Consider the following 20,171-nt stretch of genomic DNA (forward strand, 5'->3'; position numbering starts at 1 on the left):
GGGATTAATTGAGCAATCGTAGAAAATAGGATCATTATGGAATAGAAATCCAGAGGTTGAATCGAGATAATATTGTAGAAAAAATAGGTTGTGATTGTGGCCAACTAGCAAAAAAGTAATAGGCAAATATGAAGTTTTTGAATGTGCGGAGTGTAGACGTGTTTATCATAGAGTGTTAGGAGACTATGTAGTCATGATAGATAATTAGGAAAGAATAGGATAGAGTAAAGCGATAAAACAAATGTATAACTAAATGATAATATTTTATTGAAATGATATTTAGAGTTGTAATAGATACAACTTAAGATTTTGGGGAAAATAAGCTAAGGCAAGAATGGAGAATAAAATGAAATTTATAATGTTATGTGTACTTGTTTTATTTTTTTCTGGTTGTTCTAAAACAGAAAAAAATAACGAAAATCCGCAAGTAAAAGAAAATACTAGCTCGTTGTATAAAACAAATTCCAGTAAAACGAATACAACTGAAACGAATAATAGCACTGTAAATAAAAAAGAGGATAAAAGCTCGATAAGTGAATCGTCAAAGAAAGATAGTGAAGAACAAACAGTTATAACTTCAAAAAATGAAAGTACGAATGAATTACCAAATACTGTGCAATCAGGAAATCAATCTGTGGATGCGCCATATGCTGTATCATTACAACAAATAGCAGAACTAAAAACGTTTGACCAACCCTATATGAGTGGCTCGTTTGCTGTAGATTTGATGTTAGATAATGCTGATGACACTAAAGGCGTGCTTACTTTTCACTCACGTTCTCGTAAAGAACCTGAAAAAATAGAAACTAGAGAATCTTCATTTGTTGTAAATACAGTACCAACAAAAGAAATCAGAGTATTTTCCAATAATAAGATTGGTTCAGGAATAAGAACTGTAAAAGTAAATACAGAAATTATATGTGATAACCAAGAGAAAATGTATTTATTTAAAAACAAAGAAGGGTCTATATCTCTAGCAACCGAAAACCACGTTGGAAATGTTTCAGAAGATCAATTAGATGTTATGATGGAGAATTTACAAAATAACTAACATATCATTATCAAATAATTTTTTACTTTTTTGTCACAAAAAAGATTATTCAACCACATATATTGGTGTATACGAAAAAAGTCGCGACAAAAAATATGAGGTGAAGTTTATGAATTACAGTCCAAAAGCAAGCGATCTTTGTAAAAAGCACTCAAATTTTTTTGGAAAAATAGTATGATAAAGAATGAAATATTTTTTGAAAAAAAAACGTTTTCTTGGTAGAATTATAATTATCAAAAAAGTGAGGAGTGATTTAATGAATAATTATGATTTATGGAAATGGGTAGCTGGTAAAAGAACAGACAAAAATAAATATGACACGTATAGTAAAAAAAATTGGTTGTATGTATTACTCATGTTGGGGTTGTATATTGGAATAATGCTACTTCATTATTTAATATCCCTCGTATGGAAATGATACAAAAGAAGAGTTCATAACATATAAAATATGTGACTCAGTAGATATTTTATATGTTAATTTTTAACGAGAGGTTTTGAGGTAACTACATGAGAGTAATTAAACTGTGCCTAATAGCTACTTCTTTTTTTATTTTTGTAATATGTGTATTTGTAAAATTTTTACCAAAGTATATAGATATTGAGACGAGAGGTTATGAAGCACTTCAAATTATGGGGAATCATGGAATCATTGAAAATGAAGATCGGTTGAATGCTATAATGAATGATACAGACTTTGGGAAGAACATTGAAAATGCTGATTACCTTAGCTACATTTTACGAGATCTTAATAAGCATAGTAAAGCCTACCAATATACTAAAAGTTCTGAAGAAGAATTGGTTCAAGAAGAGTCTATAAGTTTGCCCACACTTTCTAAAGTAGGTAGGTACAATATAATTACTATACCTGGAATTTACAGTTTGTCAGAATCTATGATTAGTAAGTATATAAATACATTGTCCAATCTAATAGAAGAATCAAAAGAAAATATTGTTTTAGACTTATCTAATAATCCTGGTGGAGATGTAGTACCAATGTTATTAGGAGCTAGGTCTTTAATCCCTGATGGTCTGATTTTTAAAGGCGTAGATCATACAGGCAATAGAAGTCCTGTATATTTATCTTCAAATAAGTTAAAAGGAGGGATTTCAAATGTTCTAGAATTAGAGTCGGATAGCTTAGATATTCCTATGTGTAAGAAAACTTTAAATAAAAAAGTGGCTATTATAATTAGTGAAAAAACAGGAAGTGCAGCAGAAGCATTAGTTTTAGCTCTAAAACACAATAAAAATATCAAGGTTTTTGGCACTCCGTCAGCAGGATATACAAGTTGGAATATAAGTAGGGAGTTAAGTCGCCCTGACACCGATAGCATTTGGGTCATATCCTACACGATTGGTTACTTTGAAGTTAACTATGGCAATTCAGAAAAAGACAAACAAATTTATAATAATAAAAAAATTAAACCAGATATAGAAGTAAAAATACCGATTTTTAATGAAATAAATGACGAATTAATAACAAAAGTTGACAACTTTTTCAAAAAAAAATAAAAATTGAAAAAAATATATTGAAAGCGTTATCAAATTTGTGTATTATAAAATAAGGATATATATGTGAATCCGATCACTAATATATTACTTAGAAAGAAGGAGTGTATCTAAATGAACTTAGGGAAAAAATTATCAGAAAAAGATTTAAAAATTATTGTTGGGGGACAAGGGAAATTTCATGGACCAAAACCTAGTGATTGGGAAATGGCTTTAGGTGGTACTACTTTTCCTGTACAAGGGGCATGCCCAGCGGGCTCTAATCTAATTGGTTATATTGGTGGAGGCCAGAATTTGTGTAAGAAGTATTAATAACACAATTTTAATTTTTTACATTAAGGGAAATTACAAATGTGGTTTCCCTGTTTTTATTTATAAATATATTAGCTTTAATAAAGAAAAAGTCTATACATAAAAATTATAAAGTTAAAAGACGTTACTATATATTTACCAATTGGGTAATCAAGAGTTTACAACCAATTATGAACGTCAGTAATGGGAAACCTAAATTAATTAGAGAGACTTTGAAGGGAAACAAAGTCATGTATAGTGATGGAATTATGTAAATCTGCACACATTTATGTCTGCATGTACTGAAAAAATTAAGGGCGCTCTGAAGTAAAAGAACATCAAGCATAGGGAACAAAAAACTAATGTTAAAAATCAATAAAAGGAGGCTATTGGTATTAATGATAAATTAACAAAGGATTCTAATTTAGTTGCTTATATATTTTACTTTAATAAAAAAATATTTTTTATTAATTATTATTGACAGATACACATAGACTTGCTTTAATTAACTTAAAAATATGAGTGCATTTTTATTTAGTGGTAACAAATAAATAATGGGATTATAAAATGAAAAAGATACGACAATAGATTTTTCATGTTACGATGGACAAGATTTAGAGTCAATCAAGCAGTTTTTCTCTGTTGATTTATTTAAAAAAATTGGCAATAGTGATAGTAAAATTATTATTTATACACCTAATAATTTTAAAGATTTGATTGAAAACTAAAAAAAGATCAATAGGAATTTCTTTGTTTTTTTCTCCTGTAGGGGCAATTACAATATATATTAATTAATACAAGAACGATATTTGTCAGATGAAATATAATAATTTTTCATAAATATTAAACAGCAAAATATAATAGATAAAAAAGGAGGAATTAAAATGAATGATAATCAAAAAAATATTACGATTAAAAATATTTCAATACCTTTTTGTTTCGGGAAACCACAATCAGTTTTTCCATTACTTTGTCTTTTCGTTGCTCCCGGTATAATATTTGTCTTTTCTTTAATATTTTTCAATTTATTTAGTATTGTATTTGCCATATTATTACTTTTCATGATTTACGGCTCTGGTTTTTATGATTTTAGAAGGTATTATTCATATTTTGTAATTACGGATCAAGGTATTATCTATAGTCCTTATCAAAATAAATATACATTCTTTCCGTTTGTAGAAATAATAAAGGGTGCCATCGGGAAGCGGAAAGAGGCTTTTGTACCGTTTAAAGAAATTAAGTTTGGAAAAATTAATTTTGACACTGATGGATTTAAAGGCTTCAACACATCAGTAATATTTCGTCCTAGATATTTATATTTTGCAAGGGAAGAGTTTACTTTTATAATTATTCAGAAAAATCAAAATAGAATAGCCCTTAACTTAGATGTTGCGTTTTACCCAAACTCCTTAGAGAGAAAAGTATTTTGTGCATTGTTTAAATATATCAATTCAAAGGGAGTACAAATAAAAGATAGATACTCTATCATAAATTCTTTTTGTGCTGATAAAAACTTTATAACAGAGGCATACAAAAATAAGACCAATATTGATTGACATCAATAAGAAGATGATAGATAATTTTAATATCTTAGCATGAGGAGGTGTATATATGTTCAAGGAGCTAGAAAAGAAAGCGTTATCAGAAAAAGAGTTGAAAGCGACTGTAGGTGGAAGTATTATTAACCCTAAAAATGCAGACAAATGGAACAAATTTGGTACAGCTTTAACTCAAATTAGCGATTCTTTTGAAACATACTATGGAGGTCGCCATTAGAACTAAATAAAGAACAGAGCCTAGCTCTGTTCTTTATTATGATTATATTTTAAGGAGGCTATTTTTTGAAAGTTCTTATAAAAAATATTATAGAAGATACCCAACAAATCTCCAGATGCGATTCTTTCATAAAAATCTATCACATAGTTAAAAAATACATTCAAAATTCAGATAATTTAACTATAGATATTCCTAACAATCTGTCAATAAATGCTTATTTAGAACATTTAGAAATGAAATTAAATACTACAAATTTAGAAATTTCAGGCGTAATCATGGTGAAAAATCAAGAACAGTATATACATAATTGCATTAGTAGTGTTTTGCCAATTGTAGATGAACTAATTGTTATGGATACTGGCTCTACTGATAGAACACTTGAAATTGTAAAATCTTTTGAAGATGAAAAAATTTGTATAAAAGAAGATGCCTGGAAGGAAGATTTTGCTTTTATGCGTAATAAATTAGTATCCTATTCGTCACATAACTGGATATTTGTAGTAGATGCAGATGAAGTCGTATCAACGATAGAAAATCCAGATGAATTAAAAAAAGTATTGTTATTTTTAGATTTAATTTATGGGCAAAAAAAAGATATAAAACTAAAAATAGAAGCACATTACCCTAACTCCAATAGATATGTACTTCCTGATAGAATATTTAAAAAAACAAATTCAGTGGTATTTATTAATGCTATACATGAAGAATTAATATCTAAAAACGATATCATGTTAAATTTAGTATCAACAATTAAATTTACTAATTATGGTACAACTCTTGAAGAAGACAAAAAATTTAATAAAAAATGTAGATATGGCAATTTGTTATTAAAAATGTTAAAAAATGACTACAGTAATCCAAGATGGATAGTGTTATCTACTAATGAATTAATAATGGAAGCATATCCAGACTTGAATTTTGAGGAAATTTTAATTACACATATAAAAAAAGATTTGACTTTACCAATTAATGATGTAAATTTACAAAAACACGAGTATGTTTTTCAAATAATGGAAAAATTAATTGTTTATTATATAAATCAGAACAGATTTGTTGAGGCAAAAAATTTAATTTCTTTTTGTAGAATAAAATCACCTTATAATGTTAATTTAATTGCATACGAATATTCAAATAAATTAAACAAAATTAATGACTTTATTGAAGAAATTTTTAAATCGTTTATTTTTGATGTGAATACTTTAGACTCTGAACAAGTGAAATTTTCGTCTCAAAAAGATGAACAAATTTTAGAGGCTTTGGGGGTAAAATATTTAATAAAACTAGGTAGGTATGAGGAGGCTGCAAACTATTCAAAAAATATAACTGATGACTTAGCACGAGATTTGATTTTAGATGAATTAATTTTAATAAACAATAAACTATAAAAAGAATGTTGGTTGAAAACTATGAGTTTTAAAAATAATAAAAAAAAATTTGATTTTATAGCTACTGAAATTGAAAAAAAGATAATAAACAAACAATATGTTTCTTCGCAAAAGATTCCTTCTGAGTATGAATTAGCAATGGAATTTGATTGTAGTCGATTAACAGTAAGAAAAGCTATTGAGTACTTAGTAGATAAAAATATTTTAATAAAAGTACCGGGAAAAGGAGCTTATATAAAAGTAAAAAAAGAAATAAATAGTAAAAAAAGAAATATTTGTAAATATATATTAAGCTCAGACATAAATTTTCAGATAATGATAGAGAATGAGTTACAGAATGTATCATTTTTTTTAAAAAATATTTTTGAATTAAGTAATAATAAAAGTGTTTACTATATGAATGGTAAATGCTCTGTAAATGATGAATTAATAGGATTTTGTGATATTTATTCTATAAAGAAAGTTAAAGCTATTGATTTAAAAAGTAACTATACTAATCAAGAAATAGAAAGTTCACTAGCTGATGAATGGATTTCAAAATGCTTAGGTATCTCTAAGGGATCTCCAATTTTGAAATTACATATAGTTGGCTATTCCAATACAGGTTATCCAACTTTTTACAAAATATATTATTGTGATGCTAATGAATTCTATTACAAAGACGACGTTTAGTTTCATTATTTTATAAAAATAAATAATAATTTTCAGAGCCACAATAGGAGATTATATGAAAAAAATTATCTATCAACAGGATGAAAAAGACTGTGGTGTTGCTTGTGTCGCTATGATCTTAAAACACTATAAATCAGAAATTCCAATTCATAAATTACGTGAATTATCAGGGACAGACTTAGAAGGGACTTCTGCTTTTGGTTTAAAAAAAACATTTGAAAGAATTGGATTTGATGTGTCTGCTATTCAATCAGGTAGCGAAGTGTGGAAAGAAAAAGATTTGCCACTGCCTCTGATAGCGCACGTGCTAATCGATAATAAATACATGCATTATGTTGTTATATATGAAATAAAAGGAGAAACATTATTGATTGCCGATCCTGATCCAACGAAAGGAAAAATCAAAAAAACAATTAAAGAGTTTTCTAAAGAGTGGACAGGTATATTACTTTTACCAACACCAAAAGAATCGTATTCGCCTACTCGAGAAAAAGTGGCAGGATTAAGTTCTTTTTTGCCCATTATTTGGCGTCAAAAAGGATTGGTATTCCATATCGTTTTAGCTTCTCTCTTTATTACTCTTTTTGGTATTGGTAGTTCTTATTATTTTCAAGGACTGTTAGATTACTTTATTCCTAATCAAGCAAAGTCCACGTTAAACATTGTTTCAATTGGACTTATTGTAGTCTATTTGTTTCGTGTAGTATTCGAATATAGTCGGAGTTATCTCTTAGTTGTATTAGGTCAGCGTATGAGTATGGCCGTGATGCTTCAATACTTCAAACATGTACTCACGTTACCAATGAACTTTTTCGCAACCCGGAAATCAGGAGAAATTATCTCTCGCTTTTTAGATGCAAATAAAATTATCGATGCACTTGCCAGTGCTACTTTATCTGTTTTTTTAGATATAGGTATGGTGCTATTGGTAGGAATTACCTTGGCGATTCAAAATGGAACGTTATTCTTACTCACTTTGACTTCATTACCCTTTTATGTAGTTGCTATTCTGACTTTCGTCAAGAGCTATGAGAAAGCCAATCAAGAAGAAATGGCTGCCGGTGCTACCCTAAATTCAAGTATTATTGAAAGCTTAAAGGGTATTGAAACAATTAAAGCTTATAGTGGGGAAGAAAAAGTATATGATCGAGTAGATAGAGAATTTATCAAATTAATGAAAAAATCCTTTCGGACGGTTACCTTAGACAACGTACAACAAGGAATTAAACAGACTATTCAATTAATTAGCAGTGCACTTATTCTGTGGTTAGGTTCTTTTTACGTGATGAAAGGAAAAATTAGCCTTGGTCAGCTTATTACTTACAATGCATTATTGGTTTTCTTCACGGATCCTTTACAGAATATTATCAATTTACAAGTTAAAATGCAGACAGCGCAAGTAGCTAATAAGCGCTTAAACGAAATATTTGCAATTGAGCCAGAGAAAACAAATGATTCTTCATTCGGTGAAATTTCCAATCAAATATTCCGAGAAGGAATTGCTTTAGAGAATGTATCCTTTTCTTATAACATGAAAGCACCAACGTTAAACAATATTTCTTGCACGATACCACCTAAAAGCAAAATTGCTTTGGTAGGAGTCAGTGGTTCGGGGAAATCAACTTTGGCCAAATTGCTGGTCAATTTTTATGCTCCTTCAGAGGGAGTTATTCGTTATGGGAAGATGAATCATTTAGATATTCCGTTTCAGCAATTGCGAAAACATGTTACCTATGTTCCTCAAGAATCCTTTTTCTTCAGTGGAACGATTGTTGAAAATTTAACTTTTGGCTTACAAGAAATCCCTAGTTTTGAGCGAATTATCGAAGTTTGTGAAGCGGTTCAGTTAAGCACATTTATTGAGCAACAGCCTTTACGTTATGATACGATTTTAGAGGAAGGAGGCACTAATCTTTCTGGAGGGCAAAGACAAAGATTAGCGATTGCAAGGGCTCTTTTGAAGAATACTGATATTTTAATTTTAGATGAAGCAACAAGTGGTTTAGATACATTATTAGAGCATGCCATTCTTGACTATTTATTAACGTTAGAAGATAAAACTGTACTTTTTATTGCCCATCATTTATCAATCGCTAAAAATTGTGAGCAAATTCTAGTTCTTCATGAAGGACAACTAGTCGAACAAGGGACCCATGCTGAACTACGCTACAACCAAGGGATATATCAGCGGTTATGGGATATTTAGGAAAGGACTAGAGTATCTATGGAACAAAAAGATTGGTTGGATCAATCAAGTATTTATAGCCAACAACACCATACCTTTTATCGCTGGGTTTTATATCCAGTGATTCTTTTCCTTTGTTTAGGTGGTTTCTTTTTAGTTTTTGCAAAAAAAGAAATTGTGATTCGAACGCCTGCTCAACTGACAGCACAAAAGGTAGAAAAACTACAAGTACCAATAGAAGCAAAGATAAAAGCAAATAATCTAAAAGAAAACCAAACAGTAAAAAAGGGTGAAATATTGGTAACCTTTGATACAACCTCCTTACAAAATGAAAAAACACAAATAGAACAAGAAAATACTACTATTGAACAACAAAAGAGTGCTGCACAAATGTTTATTGATAGTTTGATGAGTGAACAGAACTTGTTTGAAACAGAGGATGACTTTGGTTACAGTAATCAAGTAAAGAGCTTTCTTGCTGAAAAAGAAGCGACGCTCTACGCTTTAAAACAAAGTGAAGTAGCCACACAAAAGGAACAAGAAACATACGATAAAGCCAAAGAACAACTAGAGAAACAGCTTACTATGCGTCAAAAAGAACAACGAGAATTAGAACAAGTACGAACGGCGTGGATTGATGAACAATCCCTAGAGGGATTTTCACCTGAAATCACTTCTAAATATCAGCTGTGGAAAGTTCAGTTAACTGACACACCAGAAGAACAGAAGAAGCAGGTAAAAGCAACAATATTGGCTACAATTGACGAGTTGATCACTCAGAAAAAAAAGGAAATTGAACAATTGCAGGTAGAACAGGCAAAATTAGTAGTACCTAGTACGACTGAAAATGAGATAAATAGCCAAAAAGAGAAAGGAAAACAAAGTAAAGAGTTAGCTTTAGCGACAGCTAAAGAGAAAGTAATAGAACTAACTGGAACCCAAAAGAAAAATGACATAGCATTGAAAACAATCAATGAGCAGCTCACACAAAGTACATTGAAAGCACCGATTACGGGAACGATTCATTTAAACGCAGAAGTAGAAAACCAGCTGGAAGTTCCTAAAGGAACGACGCTTGCAGAAGTTTATCCGGAACATAAAAACTCAGAACTTAGCTTTACCGCTCTCTTACCTACTAGTGAAAGTATGAGAGTTAAACCAGGAATGGACATTCACTTTAAGCTAGATAAAAAAGGTGTTGCCACTAAAACAATCAATGGTACGCTAAAAGAAATTTCAGAAAACAGCACAACCACTGACCAAGGAACATTTTATACTATAAAAGGAATTCTAAATCCATCCAATAATTTTACCAGTCGTTATGGTCTTACTGGTGAGTTATCCCTTATTATTGGGAAGAAAACTTATTGGCAACAAATCAAAGACACTTTGCTAAATCAGCAATAACAAAAGTAAAAGAGTTATTTAGCAATGAATTAGAAATAGAAAGTTTGAAAGAAGCAACAGATTAGTCTGTCTTACAAAAAATTGTGTAAATAATTTTCAGAATATGGTCTTAGAAGAAGGAATGTTAGTTCGAGTTTGTTATAATAAAAGTACACTAGTGACGGAAAGAGAGGACTATGGCTGAATATTTAGAGAATAAAGTAATTGGATCATACTTTCGGGCACCAACAAATCAATTTTACGGAGTAATACGTATTTTTGGAACATATACAGAATATCGAGTGATAGAGGGAATTCCTGAAGAAGGGGTTATGTTAGAAGTCGTAAATGTTCAACATGGAGTACTGCATACGAGAGTTAATAATATATTATTTGAAAATGGAAGAGGGTTTTTGTTATGTTAGCTATAATCATTATTGTTTTAGTACTCGGTGTCATTCTTATTGGCTTGTTGGTAAGCTCAGTTGTGATTGTCCGGCAAGGTGAAGTAAAAGTGATTGAAAGTTTTGGTAAATATGTGAAAACGATTGATCCAGGATTACACTTTTTAATACCTATACTCTATACAGTCAAAGAAAGTATTTCTTTAAAACAAATTCCTTTAGAAATTGACCCACAACGAGCGATTACCAAAGATAATGTAATGGTAGAAATTGATGAAGCAATTAAGTACCATGTAACGGATGTCCGTGCGTTTGTATATGATAATGAAAATTCGGTCGTTTCTATGATACAAGATGCACAATCTAATTTACGTGGGATTATAGGAAAAATGGAACTAAATGAAGTATTAAATGGGACAGAGGAAATTAACGCGTCCTTATTTGCGTCCATAAAAGATATCACAGCGGGTTACGGTTTGGCGATTGATCGTATCAATATCGGAGAAATTCAAGTATCTAATCAAATTGTAGAATCGATGAATAAGTTAATCACTGCATCAAGGGATAAAGAATCAATGATTACACGTGCTGAAGGGGAAAAATCTTCAGCGGTTTTAACAGCTGAAGCAAAAGCTTCTCAAATGACAATCGATGCGGAAGCTCGCGCAAAACAAACACAGATAGACGCAGAAGCTAGAGCGAAACGTGTTCGAATCGATGCAGAAGCTGAAGCAGATCGTATTAATAAGATTACTGATGCTGAACGAAATCGTATTCTTGTATTGAACGAAGCAATCAAAAATAGCCAACTAGATGAGACAGTATTATCTTATCTTGGTATTGAAGCATTTAAAGAAATTGTTAACAGTAAAACCAATACCGTGATTTTGCCTTCAAATATGACAGAACTAGGGAACATTCCTGTAGCTAAGCAATTATGGGAAACTGCAACATCAAGACCTAACGAACAAGAATTATTGGAAGAAGAGGGAACCATGAATTAACTTTATCGTGTGTAATTTTGAATTTAAATACCTTTTTATAGATGTATAAATGAATTTGTATACTCACGTTATAAATTATACGGACAAGAATCACATACAAATGTTGGTTTTGGGCATTGACATGCGTCAGTTAAAAAATAAGACTTTAGACTGTTATATTTCTTGATTTATTTGTTTTATAATTAATGTGTACCATAAAAAAATTGATATACGGAGGTCGAAGAAAGTTGAAAAAGATTGTATTGGCAATTGCTGCCGGAGTAGCTGTATTCTCATTAGCTGCGTGTGGCGGAAGTAAAGAAAAGAAAACAGAGAATTCTACAGATACTTCTTCTAAAGTAGAACAGGCAAAGGAAAAAGGAAGCAGCGCGCTTGATGAAGCGAAAGATAAGGCTAGTGATGCTGTAGAAACCGGAAAGACAAAAGCCAGTGAAGCAGTTGAAAAAGGCAAAGAAAAAGTAGAAGAAGGAAAAACAAAAGCTAGTAAAGCCATTGAAGGTGCTAGTAAAGAATTAGAGTCTTCAGATACAAACAACTAACAAAAATAAAATATCAGGAGGAATTCATTATGACAGATAAAGGAACGACAGATAAAATCAAAGGAAAAGCAAAAGAAGTGGCAGGAAATGTGACTGGCGATGATCAACAAAAAGCAGAAGGTTTCTTAGATCAAGCTATCGGTAAAGTTAAAGAAGTGGCTTCTGATGCGAAAGACAAAGTTGAAGATGTTGTTGAAGATGTTAAAGAAAAATTGGATAAATAGTTTCTTTAAAAGCAGGCCTTGAGGTCTGTTTTTTTTAAGGATTTTAACTGCTTAAAAATATATTTATGGATGGTCAGTTCAAATTTTATACGAAAAAAACAGAAGCACTACTATCAGGGCTTCTGCTACCTGAAAAGTTCACAATCTTCTTTCCGATAATAATGTCGTTAAAGTTAAAAACATGCAAGTCTAACGTTTCATAATAGGATAATGAAAGTACTGTTGGAATGTTGAAAAAAGAAAAAAACACCACGAATGTATATACTTGTATATCCTTTCGTGGTATAATGGACGAGAAGAGGTGATCATATGTTAGTTAAAGAAATTGAGCTAAAAAAGTGGGGTAATTCTAAGGGAATTCGATTATCTAAAGAAGAATTAGCAGAGCTAGGTATAAAGGGCCAAACAGCCAAATTTGAAATGGTTATTAGACAAGGTCAAATTATCCTTACACCCAAAACGACATTTCCTAATACGCTAGAAGAATTATTTTCAGATTATAAAGGTGGAGATTTAAATGAAACAGAGTATGATTGGGGCAGTCCTGTAGGAGAAGAGTTATTATGAAAAAAAGTGTAAATGAATTAAAGCAAGGCGATGTTGTGTATATTAATTTAAATCCAACTAAAGGACACGAACAGCAGGGAAAGCGCCCATGTATTATTCTAGGAAAGCGCCTCCCATATCTAAAAAATATGGTATCTGTTGCGCCTATCACAAGTAAAAGAAAATCGTTTCCTCTGCATGTACCTCTTACTAAAAATATGAAAATAACAGGCGAAATATTGCTCGAACATCATAGAAGTATTGATATTGTTTCAAGAGGTTTTGATTTCGTTGAGGAAGCCCCTGAAGAAGTAATCGAAGAATGCTTAGCGAAAATTAATCTTATTTATAAGTGAAATGAATAAAAATCAGAGGAACAGGCAAAATAATTGTTTGTTCCTCTGATTTTTTCATCAGTTTCAAAAAGTATACTTTTTGACATACCTTGATTTTCCTTGTTTGTGTATGGCATAATACAATTTGAAACGTTTCTGATTTGATGTAAGTTTTTTGAAACACCAAATGTCAAAAAAAGTCAAAAATGAAGAATCCCTTAAACTAGGGGTTCTTTTTTTCTCAAACCCCTTCTTAAAATCAACGTATCAACTATAAGGGTCACTGGATCACATAGAAATTAGCTGTTACTTTATCTGATTTCTGTTAAAATAAACCTGTGAGAGTAAATAATTCTATCTTCGCAAGAAGGGGAGGTTGTTAAGTGGATATAACGGACAAAGAAAAGTTTCAAAAACAGATGGACTTTCTAAAAACACATAATTTTCAACAATATATTTATCAGTATTGTTGGTCGTTTTTATTTATCCCATTACTTGGTCTTTTAGATCTTGTTTTTGATGGAATTTCTTGGTGGATAGGAATAAAAATTGTCTCATTAATCAGTATACTGATTAGTGAGTATTATTTGATGTATCATTTTTTCAAACCATTTGCTATGGGTAAAGGGCAAATCACTTCAAGATTCCAGCTATTTCTTGGCCTTTTATTGTGTAATGGTTTATTTATGTTTGTTGTGCTAACAAACTTTCGTCAAGATTTTACAAACAGTAATTTTAATATTTTGGGTTCATTAATGGGTTCAATATTCTTTGGGTTAATGATGAGCGGCCTCTGCGTTTCTTGCTTTAATGAACAAGTAAAGGATTACCTGAAGACAACTAGCACCACGTGTAACTAATAAACTTTTAGATACGAGGAAGGGAAATACTGATGAAAAATAAATATACAAAATTAGAAAGAGGATTAATTCTGTTGGGAATTTTATTTCTTGCTTTCTTAGTGTGTCCGCCAATTAGACACTCAGTTCTTGGTTTTCTTGATGGGTGGGAAGGACTCCCACCAAGATTTATTCAGTAAAAGAGATTACGCTCTTTAACTTTTACAAAGAAGGTATAAATAACAGAATAGACTTAAGAAGGATTGGAGAATTAAAATGTACTCAAAAACCGTTAGTTCTTGGATTAGTGAAACAAAATTAGACTGGAAGATAAATGATGCTGTAAATGAGTTACTCAATGCAGAACATGAAATTATTAATATTCAGTATCGTCCAACATTTTGGTATTACAGTGCCATGATCGTTTACAAATAATTGGGTAAGTTAAAATTTGAATGAGTTTAAGGAGAGAGAAAATGAAAAAAATACATCAAATTCAAGGAGAAGTAACATTTGTGAGAGCCATAGGAGATTTCTTTAAAGGTTATTTTGATTTTAAGGGCCGCACAACTAGAGCAGGGTATTGGTGGGTAGTACTTGTTTTAAGTATATTAATACTATTTGGGAGCATATTCTTTTTACCACTCATTGTTTTTTTGGGTTCACAGTCTGATTCGGGGACAAGTATATTCGTATACCTAATTATTACGTTGATAGTTTTCCTTGCATTATTGATTCCTAGTTTTACATTAGCTATTCGCAGATACCGAGATTCAGGGTTAAGAGGACGAGGCTTTTTAGTTCTTTGGATTCTATCGATGGCTGCTAACTATACGAATATAGAACAAACTATCCAAAATATCTCAGTAGGCTCAATGCTTAATGACTCTGGGTATATACAATCTGTACAATCTGGAAGTGCAATAATTACATTTCTAAGCTACTTAATTGGTTTGTTGTTTTTCGTTTTAACAGTATTACCTACAGATACTCTAACCACAAAAAGTAAAAATGAGATTGTTCTTTTTTTTCTACGTGAAAAGAATAATTAAGTCTGAAATCACAACAGTAAATCTTCATTTAATATTCGATACTTGAGATAGTCAAAAACTTTTTAATTTTTGACTATTTCTTTGTATATTTAGGACGATCCATTTGTAAATTATGGGTATACTCAAAATTTATATTTACTAATCTCTATTTTGGGATATTTTAGAGTATTAAATTTACATGTAAATTAATAGGACGAAAGAGGGATTGGAAACTAGAGAATTACGATCTCTTAGTTTTGTCTTTCTGTACTTTAATATGTGATCAGAGAGTCTATCTTATAAAATATGACGAATTGTGACAGAATTTGGCCCAAATTTTGAACCTTTATGGTCCATATTTGTGATATCCATGGTAACAAGGTACAGTATTTTTAGTAACGATTCGTATGGAGGGAAGTCACTTTTCGCCTTCGTTGAATTTTGTAACTGCTCTTAAATTAAACATCACAAGGATTGCTAAGAAGGGACACCATAGAAATCCTTGTGATGTTTTGAAATTTTAGTTATTAGAAGAATCTTGTTGTTCTGAGATATAGTCTTCCATTGGATCATTAGGTGTGATAACTTGATTTAGCTTTTTGAGAACAAAGCCATACCCATCTTCTTTTCCACCAAATATTTTAAATATCTTATCTTTTTCATCTTGAGGAACAGTAGAATCATTAATTTTAGTTACTAAACCTTCTACATTTTGATGGACAGTTTGATAAATTGACTCTTTTTCATTTGGAGCAACCTCAAGCAATGCAGCATTATCGTATAAATATTCTTGAATATTTCGATAATCGTTCTTAGTAATTTTTTCATTTAAAATGGGAGTAGACAGTAATATTTCTGTTTTATATTTCTTGTTATATTCATAATCAATTTGACTAATAATGACTAAAAAAGGCATCGTATCAACATACATGGAGAAATTTTCTGTATCTAATTTTAATTTTTCCCCATAGATAACTTCTAGAATTCCTTTTTTAGCAAAGAAATTTGGTGTAAGTGTTGATTTTACAATACTAGATTTTGTTTCACTTTGGACAATCTGTTCTACAACTGAATCATAGGATATAGGGGTTAGAATAACTATACTGTTACGTTCTTCTCCAAAATCAAAATATACTTTACTAGGAATAAACATTAAATAAGATGGAGAAGGAATCCTGTCTAGTTTAGAAGAGGCTTCGTTAACTAGTTCATAGTAAGGATTTTTTGTCCATAAATTTTGTATAATTCTAAAACTAGGAGCATTTTCTCGTTCGGACATTTTTACAGCTTTTGAAGAATTGGAATATGAAATAACCGCAACGATGATAGTAATAAAAGGGAGTATGTAGACGATTACTCTAGATACATATTTTTTTACCTGATTTTTTGTCATTCTTTATTAGTCACCACTTTTCTACTTATTGTCATTTCGTAATAAACTTCTTTTTATTTAGCAAATACGTTTCAATTCAATGATTTCTTTTTAATACCTAGTTATTCATTGCTTTAGGAAAGTCACCCTTTCTTTTATAGGATATATTTTATTAATTAAAATGGTTAACTTTTCTTCTTCATGTGCACGAAAAGCAGTATCTTTTGATTTGCTGGCAATCTTCAATAAATAATATAATTTGTTATCTTTGCTGATAGAATCTAGAAAAAATAATTTATCAAAAATTACAAGTAAATCAATCCGATAAAGTAGTAACTTAGTATTTTCAAGTGTAATGTGTATTCATAATAAATACATATTTTCTTTTCTAGTTTCTATTGTATGTATTTGTTGTAAATAAGTAAACAATCTGTTTGTAAAAAACAAATTATATCGATGAAGCTCCTTTTTAAGGGAGTACTTTTCCTTTGTGAGTAATAAAGAATCATATCTGGAATGGGTTAATAGATGGATCGTTAGCACAAAACGCAGCATTTAAACTAGGATTTCCTTATGGAGCGACTATTTACTTTGCCGTTGATGTTGATATTTTAGATGGTAACATTCCAGGAACGGTCTTACCGTATATCAAGAAAGTAAAAGAATCTTTAGATGCAAATGGCATGTACAAAACTGGAATTTATGGTACACGAAATGTCTGCCAACAAGCAATTGATGCTGGATTTGTTGAACATTGTTTTGTATCTGATATGTCTACAGGATTTAGTGGAAATCTAGGTTTTCCAATGCCAAAAGAGTGGGCATTTGATCAATTCTATGAACATAGTGAATTAGGGTTTCTTATTGATAAAGTGGCCGTATCTGGAAGAGACCATGGGACCAAGGCATTTTCTACAACAATCGGTAATTTAATCCAGTTAGAAACAATTAAATTACTGAATGCTTTAGGGAAAAATTTTACAATCAAAGATGTAGGTATTAAACTTGATACTCCTACACAAATTATTAGTTCACCAACTCTTGATGTTTATTTTAAATCAAGCGCCTCTTGGACAAATAAAGTAGATGATTCAGGAATGTCTATTAGTATTAAAAACGGTAAAATTGATACAAAAGTATACGTAAATCCGATAAAAGAGTCTTTGAATTCGTATAAAGATTTACTAAAGAATTATAATGAAAATCAAGTTGATGAAATGCTTAATAAGCTAGCGCCAGTTATTAAAAATGGGTATATTGAAACTGGTTTTTGAGCTATAAATAATTTAATTGGAACGAAATTGGTAATTAAAAAGGAAATCGGAGATTCTGAAAACAAAGGAACTTTACAACTTGAAATTGAACTATATCCTAAGCCTCTGTTACCAACTGATATTAAAATACCTCAACCCGATTATGATAAAGCATATAGAGATATTAAAAATGGTCATGTTCCACAATTAAATGTAGAAGTTATTCTAAAAGGCGTTCTAATTGGTGCGCTAGCAGTGGTTATTATTATTGGAATAGCTTCGGGAGCAGCAGAATTAGCAGGAGCGATAACAGCATTTTTTGCTGCATTAGCTTAAGTTATTTCTCGTTGAAAAAGAGCAACTCTTGTGAAAGAGTTGCTTTTATAATTTGTAAAAGAAAATTTAAATGAGTATAATGAAAATAAATTTAAAGGAGGGAAATTATGAATAGTATTATAGGGGAAATGGATTTGACGAAATACTTTATTCTTTTAATTTTTCCATTTTTTTTACTGTATATATTTAAATTTTTTTTAAATCAATCATTTGTTAGAAAGAGTAATATTCCGAAGAGAGAATTAAAAGAACAAAAAATAAATCTAATAGAGTTACAAAAGAAGAGTTTTGTATACTACAGCTTTTTAATAAATATATATTTTGTTTTGCATTTGGTAATGGTTATTTTTTTAGGGATGTTTTTAGGATCTTTTTATGAATATGGATACTTTACAAATCAATCGAACGCTATATCATATGCTTTTTTGACTTTGGTTACAGCTCTAATTATTTTATTAATCAACTTACTTGTAGCAATTTTAAGAATAAAATTTTTACATACAGATCAAGGAAAACTGTACGTAGAAACACATAAAAATGTATTTTTACTAAATAGTAAGCAAAAAATTGCTTGGTTTTCAATACACATATTATCTGTGATATTGGCAGGTTTTAATATATTATTATTTCTTAATTCTACTGTGTATTAGAATTGGTATTTTTTGTAAAATTTGTGCACTATATAATCTTATACCCGTATTTCAAAGGAGGTTATGTATGACTTTTGACTATAATTTAAAAGAAGATGAATATTTAAAAGCAATTAAGCTATATACTAGAAAATTCACTAAACCCGGTAAGCGTAAAATAAGAATTACTTATTTTGCTGGACTAGTTTTACTGGTTACTTCTGCGTATATGTTTATATCGATATTTAAACAATATCTTTCTTTCAAACAATCACTTCCTGACTATGTAGTTAGAGAACTACTTAATAAATTATTTACGCAAGGTTTTGGATATATATTAATAATTATTATATATCTGTTATTGGGTATTTTTTTTCTATACAGTGCATATACTTATCCAAGTGCTAAGATTATTAACAAAAATACAGACTCGAAAACTTTAGAACCAAGAAAAGTTAATATTAATGACTTGGGAATTGTATACTGGCAAGCAAATAATGAAGCAGATAAAAAATCATATATTTGGGATGACATAGAAAATGTTTTTGAGAATGAAGAATTTTATTTAATGACAGTTGCAAAAAACAAAATTTTTATTTTACCTAAGAGAATGATTTCTACGAAAATACAAAGTGAATTTATAGAGAAACATGTTACGAAATAAAATGTATCTCTATATTGACAATTATTAGATGCTGAAAAATGTAAATAAACAAAATATAGAAATTATAATACAGGATTATTTATATATTTTTATAAAGTTTGATATTGTGTAGATTTTATTATAGTTTAAGGAGTGAATAAATATGAAAAGTGTAGTATGGATTTATACAGTAAATACTGATGGAGTTGTGATTAGAAGCAGTGGTTCTGGTATGATGTGGATTAGCTCAAAAAAATTTCAAGATAAACTAAAAAAAGAATTACTACCAGAATGGAATTTATCCGTTATTAGTTATGATATAGCTAAAAATGATATGCCTGATGCAGATATTATTATGTACAATGAGATAGATATGGCATATCTTGATGAAAAAATAAAGAACACTGGATTTCCTGTATCATATATAGATTTACAAACAAAAAATGCTGATAGTATAAAGAAAAAATTAGAAAACTTTGCTAAAAATAAAATATCAAAATAACTACCATAAGTTACTGATAGAAAAGAACCAACAGGGTATACCTTGTTGGTTCTTTTCTTATGGTGATTACTGTTAGGAATTTAGTAGGTCATTCAAGTTGAGCATACTTCATTTTTGTTCCAAAAGACAGTAATTAAAATAAGACAGAATCATTCAAATAAGTATAGTTTTCTAGTCACTTTTTAGGACTGAAATAACAATTTTAATGGTCTCTTTTGTCTTTATTTACTAAAATAGAATTGAGTAAAAAAAAGGAGCG

The 20,171-nt window shown here is 30.1% G+C and carries 24 protein-coding genes; 23 read left to right on the forward strand and 1 reads right to left on the reverse strand.

Annotated features, from left to right (window positions below; all coding sequences use genetic code 11):
- Nucleotides 1-346: 346 nt before the first annotated feature.
- The 18 genes from IGI80_RS05890 (at nt 347) to IGI80_RS05975 (ending at nt 15,198) form a co-directional block, all read left to right on the forward strand.
- Nucleotides 347-1,051, forward strand: a complete 705-nt coding sequence (locus IGI80_RS05890) for a hypothetical protein (protein WP_438722845.1) — start codon at nt 347-349, stop codon at nt 1,049-1,051.
- 507 nt (nt 1,052-1,558) lie between these two features.
- Entirely contained in the window at nt 1,559-2,563 is a 1,005-nt protein-coding gene (locus IGI80_RS05895; protein WP_438722846.1) for a S41 family peptidase, read from the forward strand.
- 111 nt (nt 2,564-2,674) lie between these two features.
- Entirely contained in the window at nt 2,675-2,872 is a 198-nt protein-coding gene (locus IGI80_RS05900) for a hypothetical protein (RefSeq protein WP_075582955.1), read from the forward strand.
- A gap of 863 nt (nt 2,873-3,735) precedes the next feature.
- A complete protein-coding gene (locus IGI80_RS05905; RefSeq protein WP_438722848.1) occupies nt 3,736-4,407 on the forward strand; it encodes a hypothetical protein in 672 nt (223 codons plus the stop codon).
- Nucleotides 4,408-4,462: 55 nt separating this feature from the next.
- On the forward strand, nt 4,463-4,627 hold the full coding sequence (locus IGI80_RS05910) for a hypothetical protein (RefSeq protein ID WP_164980746.1): 165 nt from the start codon (nt 4,463-4,465) through the stop codon (nt 4,625-4,627).
- Between the two features lie 65 nt (nt 4,628-4,692).
- Nucleotides 4,693-6,012: a glycosyltransferase gene (locus tag IGI80_RS05915; protein ID WP_438722849.1), complete on the forward strand. Its 1,320-nt coding sequence runs from the start codon at nt 4,693-4,695 to the stop codon at nt 6,010-6,012.
- A gap of 21 nt (nt 6,013-6,033) precedes the next feature.
- Nucleotides 6,034-6,684, forward strand: a complete 651-nt coding sequence (locus IGI80_RS05920) for a GntR family transcriptional regulator (protein WP_438722850.1) — start codon at nt 6,034-6,036, stop codon at nt 6,682-6,684.
- A 55-nt stretch (nt 6,685-6,739) separates the two neighbouring features.
- Complete coding sequence (locus tag IGI80_RS05925; RefSeq protein WP_438722852.1) at nt 6,740-8,890, forward strand: peptide cleavage/export ABC transporter; 2,151 nt, start codon at nt 6,740-6,742, stop codon at nt 8,888-8,890.
- A gap of 18 nt (nt 8,891-8,908) precedes the next feature.
- The gene (locus IGI80_RS05930; protein WP_438722853.1) at nt 8,909-10,276 is read left to right on the forward strand and encodes a bacteriocin secretion accessory protein; all 1,368 of its coding nucleotides are present in this window, start codon (nt 8,909-8,911) and stop codon (nt 10,274-10,276) included.
- A gap of 176 nt (nt 10,277-10,452) precedes the next feature.
- Nucleotides 10,453-10,680 (forward strand): hypothetical protein, encoded by a 228-nt coding sequence (locus tag IGI80_RS05935; RefSeq protein ID WP_049098546.1) that lies wholly within the window; start codon nt 10,453-10,455, stop codon nt 10,678-10,680.
- On the forward strand, nt 10,674-11,663 hold the full coding sequence (locus IGI80_RS05940; RefSeq protein ID WP_049098547.1) for an SPFH domain-containing protein: 990 nt from the start codon (nt 10,674-10,676) through the stop codon (nt 11,661-11,663). The genes IGI80_RS05935 and IGI80_RS05940 overlap by 7 nt, the downstream gene beginning before the upstream one ends.
- Nucleotides 11,664-11,890: 227 nt before the next feature.
- Complete coding sequence (locus tag IGI80_RS05945; protein WP_438722856.1) at nt 11,891-12,202, forward strand: hypothetical protein; 312 nt, start codon at nt 11,891-11,893, stop codon at nt 12,200-12,202.
- Between the two features lie 29 nt (nt 12,203-12,231).
- Nucleotides 12,232-12,426: a CsbD family protein gene (locus IGI80_RS05950; protein ID WP_010714351.1), complete on the forward strand. Its 195-nt coding sequence runs from the start codon at nt 12,232-12,234 to the stop codon at nt 12,424-12,426.
- Between the two features lie 309 nt (nt 12,427-12,735).
- On the forward strand, nt 12,736-12,993 hold the full coding sequence (locus IGI80_RS05955) for an AbrB/MazE/SpoVT family DNA-binding domain-containing protein (protein ID WP_010824092.1): 258 nt from the start codon (nt 12,736-12,738) through the stop codon (nt 12,991-12,993).
- Entirely contained in the window at nt 12,990-13,328 is a 339-nt protein-coding gene (locus IGI80_RS05960) for a type II toxin-antitoxin system PemK/MazF family toxin (RefSeq protein ID WP_049098551.1), read from the forward strand. The genes IGI80_RS05955 and IGI80_RS05960 overlap by 4 nt, the downstream gene beginning before the upstream one ends.
- Nucleotides 13,329-13,690: 362 nt before the next feature.
- Nucleotides 13,691-14,167 (forward strand): hypothetical protein, encoded by a 477-nt coding sequence (locus IGI80_RS05965; protein ID WP_438722859.1) that lies wholly within the window; start codon nt 13,691-13,693, stop codon nt 14,165-14,167.
- A gap of 255 nt (nt 14,168-14,422) precedes the next feature.
- Nucleotides 14,423-14,581 carry a hypothetical protein gene (locus tag IGI80_RS05970; protein ID WP_252671203.1) on the forward strand — a complete coding sequence of 53 codons (159 nt, stop codon included), beginning with the start codon at nt 14,423-14,425 and terminating at the stop codon, nt 14,579-14,581.
- Nucleotides 14,582-14,622: 41 nt separating this feature from the next.
- Nucleotides 14,623-15,198 (forward strand): DUF805 domain-containing protein, encoded by a 576-nt coding sequence (locus IGI80_RS05975; RefSeq protein ID WP_438722861.1) that lies wholly within the window; start codon nt 14,623-14,625, stop codon nt 15,196-15,198.
- A gap of 499 nt (nt 15,199-15,697) precedes the next feature.
- On the opposite strand, the gene IGI80_RS05980 is transcribed toward IGI80_RS05975, so the two are convergent.
- On the reverse strand, nt 15,698-16,570 hold the full coding sequence (locus tag IGI80_RS05980) for a hypothetical protein (protein WP_438722862.1): 873 nt from the start codon (nt 16,568-16,570) through the stop codon (nt 15,698-15,700).
- Between the two features lie 503 nt (nt 16,571-17,073).
- Between IGI80_RS05980 and IGI80_RS05985 the strand changes: the two genes are divergently transcribed.
- The 5 genes from IGI80_RS05985 (at nt 17,074) to IGI80_RS06005 (ending at nt 19,912) form a co-directional block, all read left to right on the forward strand.
- On the forward strand, nt 17,074-17,823 hold the full coding sequence (locus IGI80_RS05985; protein WP_438723413.1) for a glycoside hydrolase domain-containing protein: 750 nt from the start codon (nt 17,074-17,076) through the stop codon (nt 17,821-17,823).
- 27 nt (nt 17,824-17,850) lie between these two features.
- On the forward strand, nt 17,851-18,138 hold the full coding sequence (locus tag IGI80_RS05990; RefSeq protein WP_438722863.1) for a hypothetical protein: 288 nt from the start codon (nt 17,851-17,853) through the stop codon (nt 18,136-18,138).
- A 107-nt stretch (nt 18,139-18,245) separates the two neighbouring features.
- Nucleotides 18,246-18,788: a hypothetical protein gene (locus IGI80_RS05995; RefSeq protein ID WP_002360864.1), complete on the forward strand. Its 543-nt coding sequence runs from the start codon at nt 18,246-18,248 to the stop codon at nt 18,786-18,788.
- Between the two features lie 67 nt (nt 18,789-18,855).
- Nucleotides 18,856-19,431 (forward strand): YcxB family protein, encoded by a 576-nt coding sequence (locus tag IGI80_RS06000; protein WP_438722865.1) that lies wholly within the window; start codon nt 18,856-18,858, stop codon nt 19,429-19,431.
- A gap of 142 nt (nt 19,432-19,573) precedes the next feature.
- On the forward strand, nt 19,574-19,912 hold the full coding sequence (locus IGI80_RS06005) for a hypothetical protein (protein WP_438722866.1): 339 nt from the start codon (nt 19,574-19,576) through the stop codon (nt 19,910-19,912).
- Nucleotides 19,913-20,171: the final 259 nt, after the last annotated feature.

Origin of the sequence: Enterococcus sp. DIV1420a, assembly GCF_051712165.1 — a bacterium.
Classification (GTDB): domain Bacteria; phylum Bacillota; class Bacilli; order Lactobacillales; family Enterococcaceae; genus Enterococcus; species Enterococcus faecalis.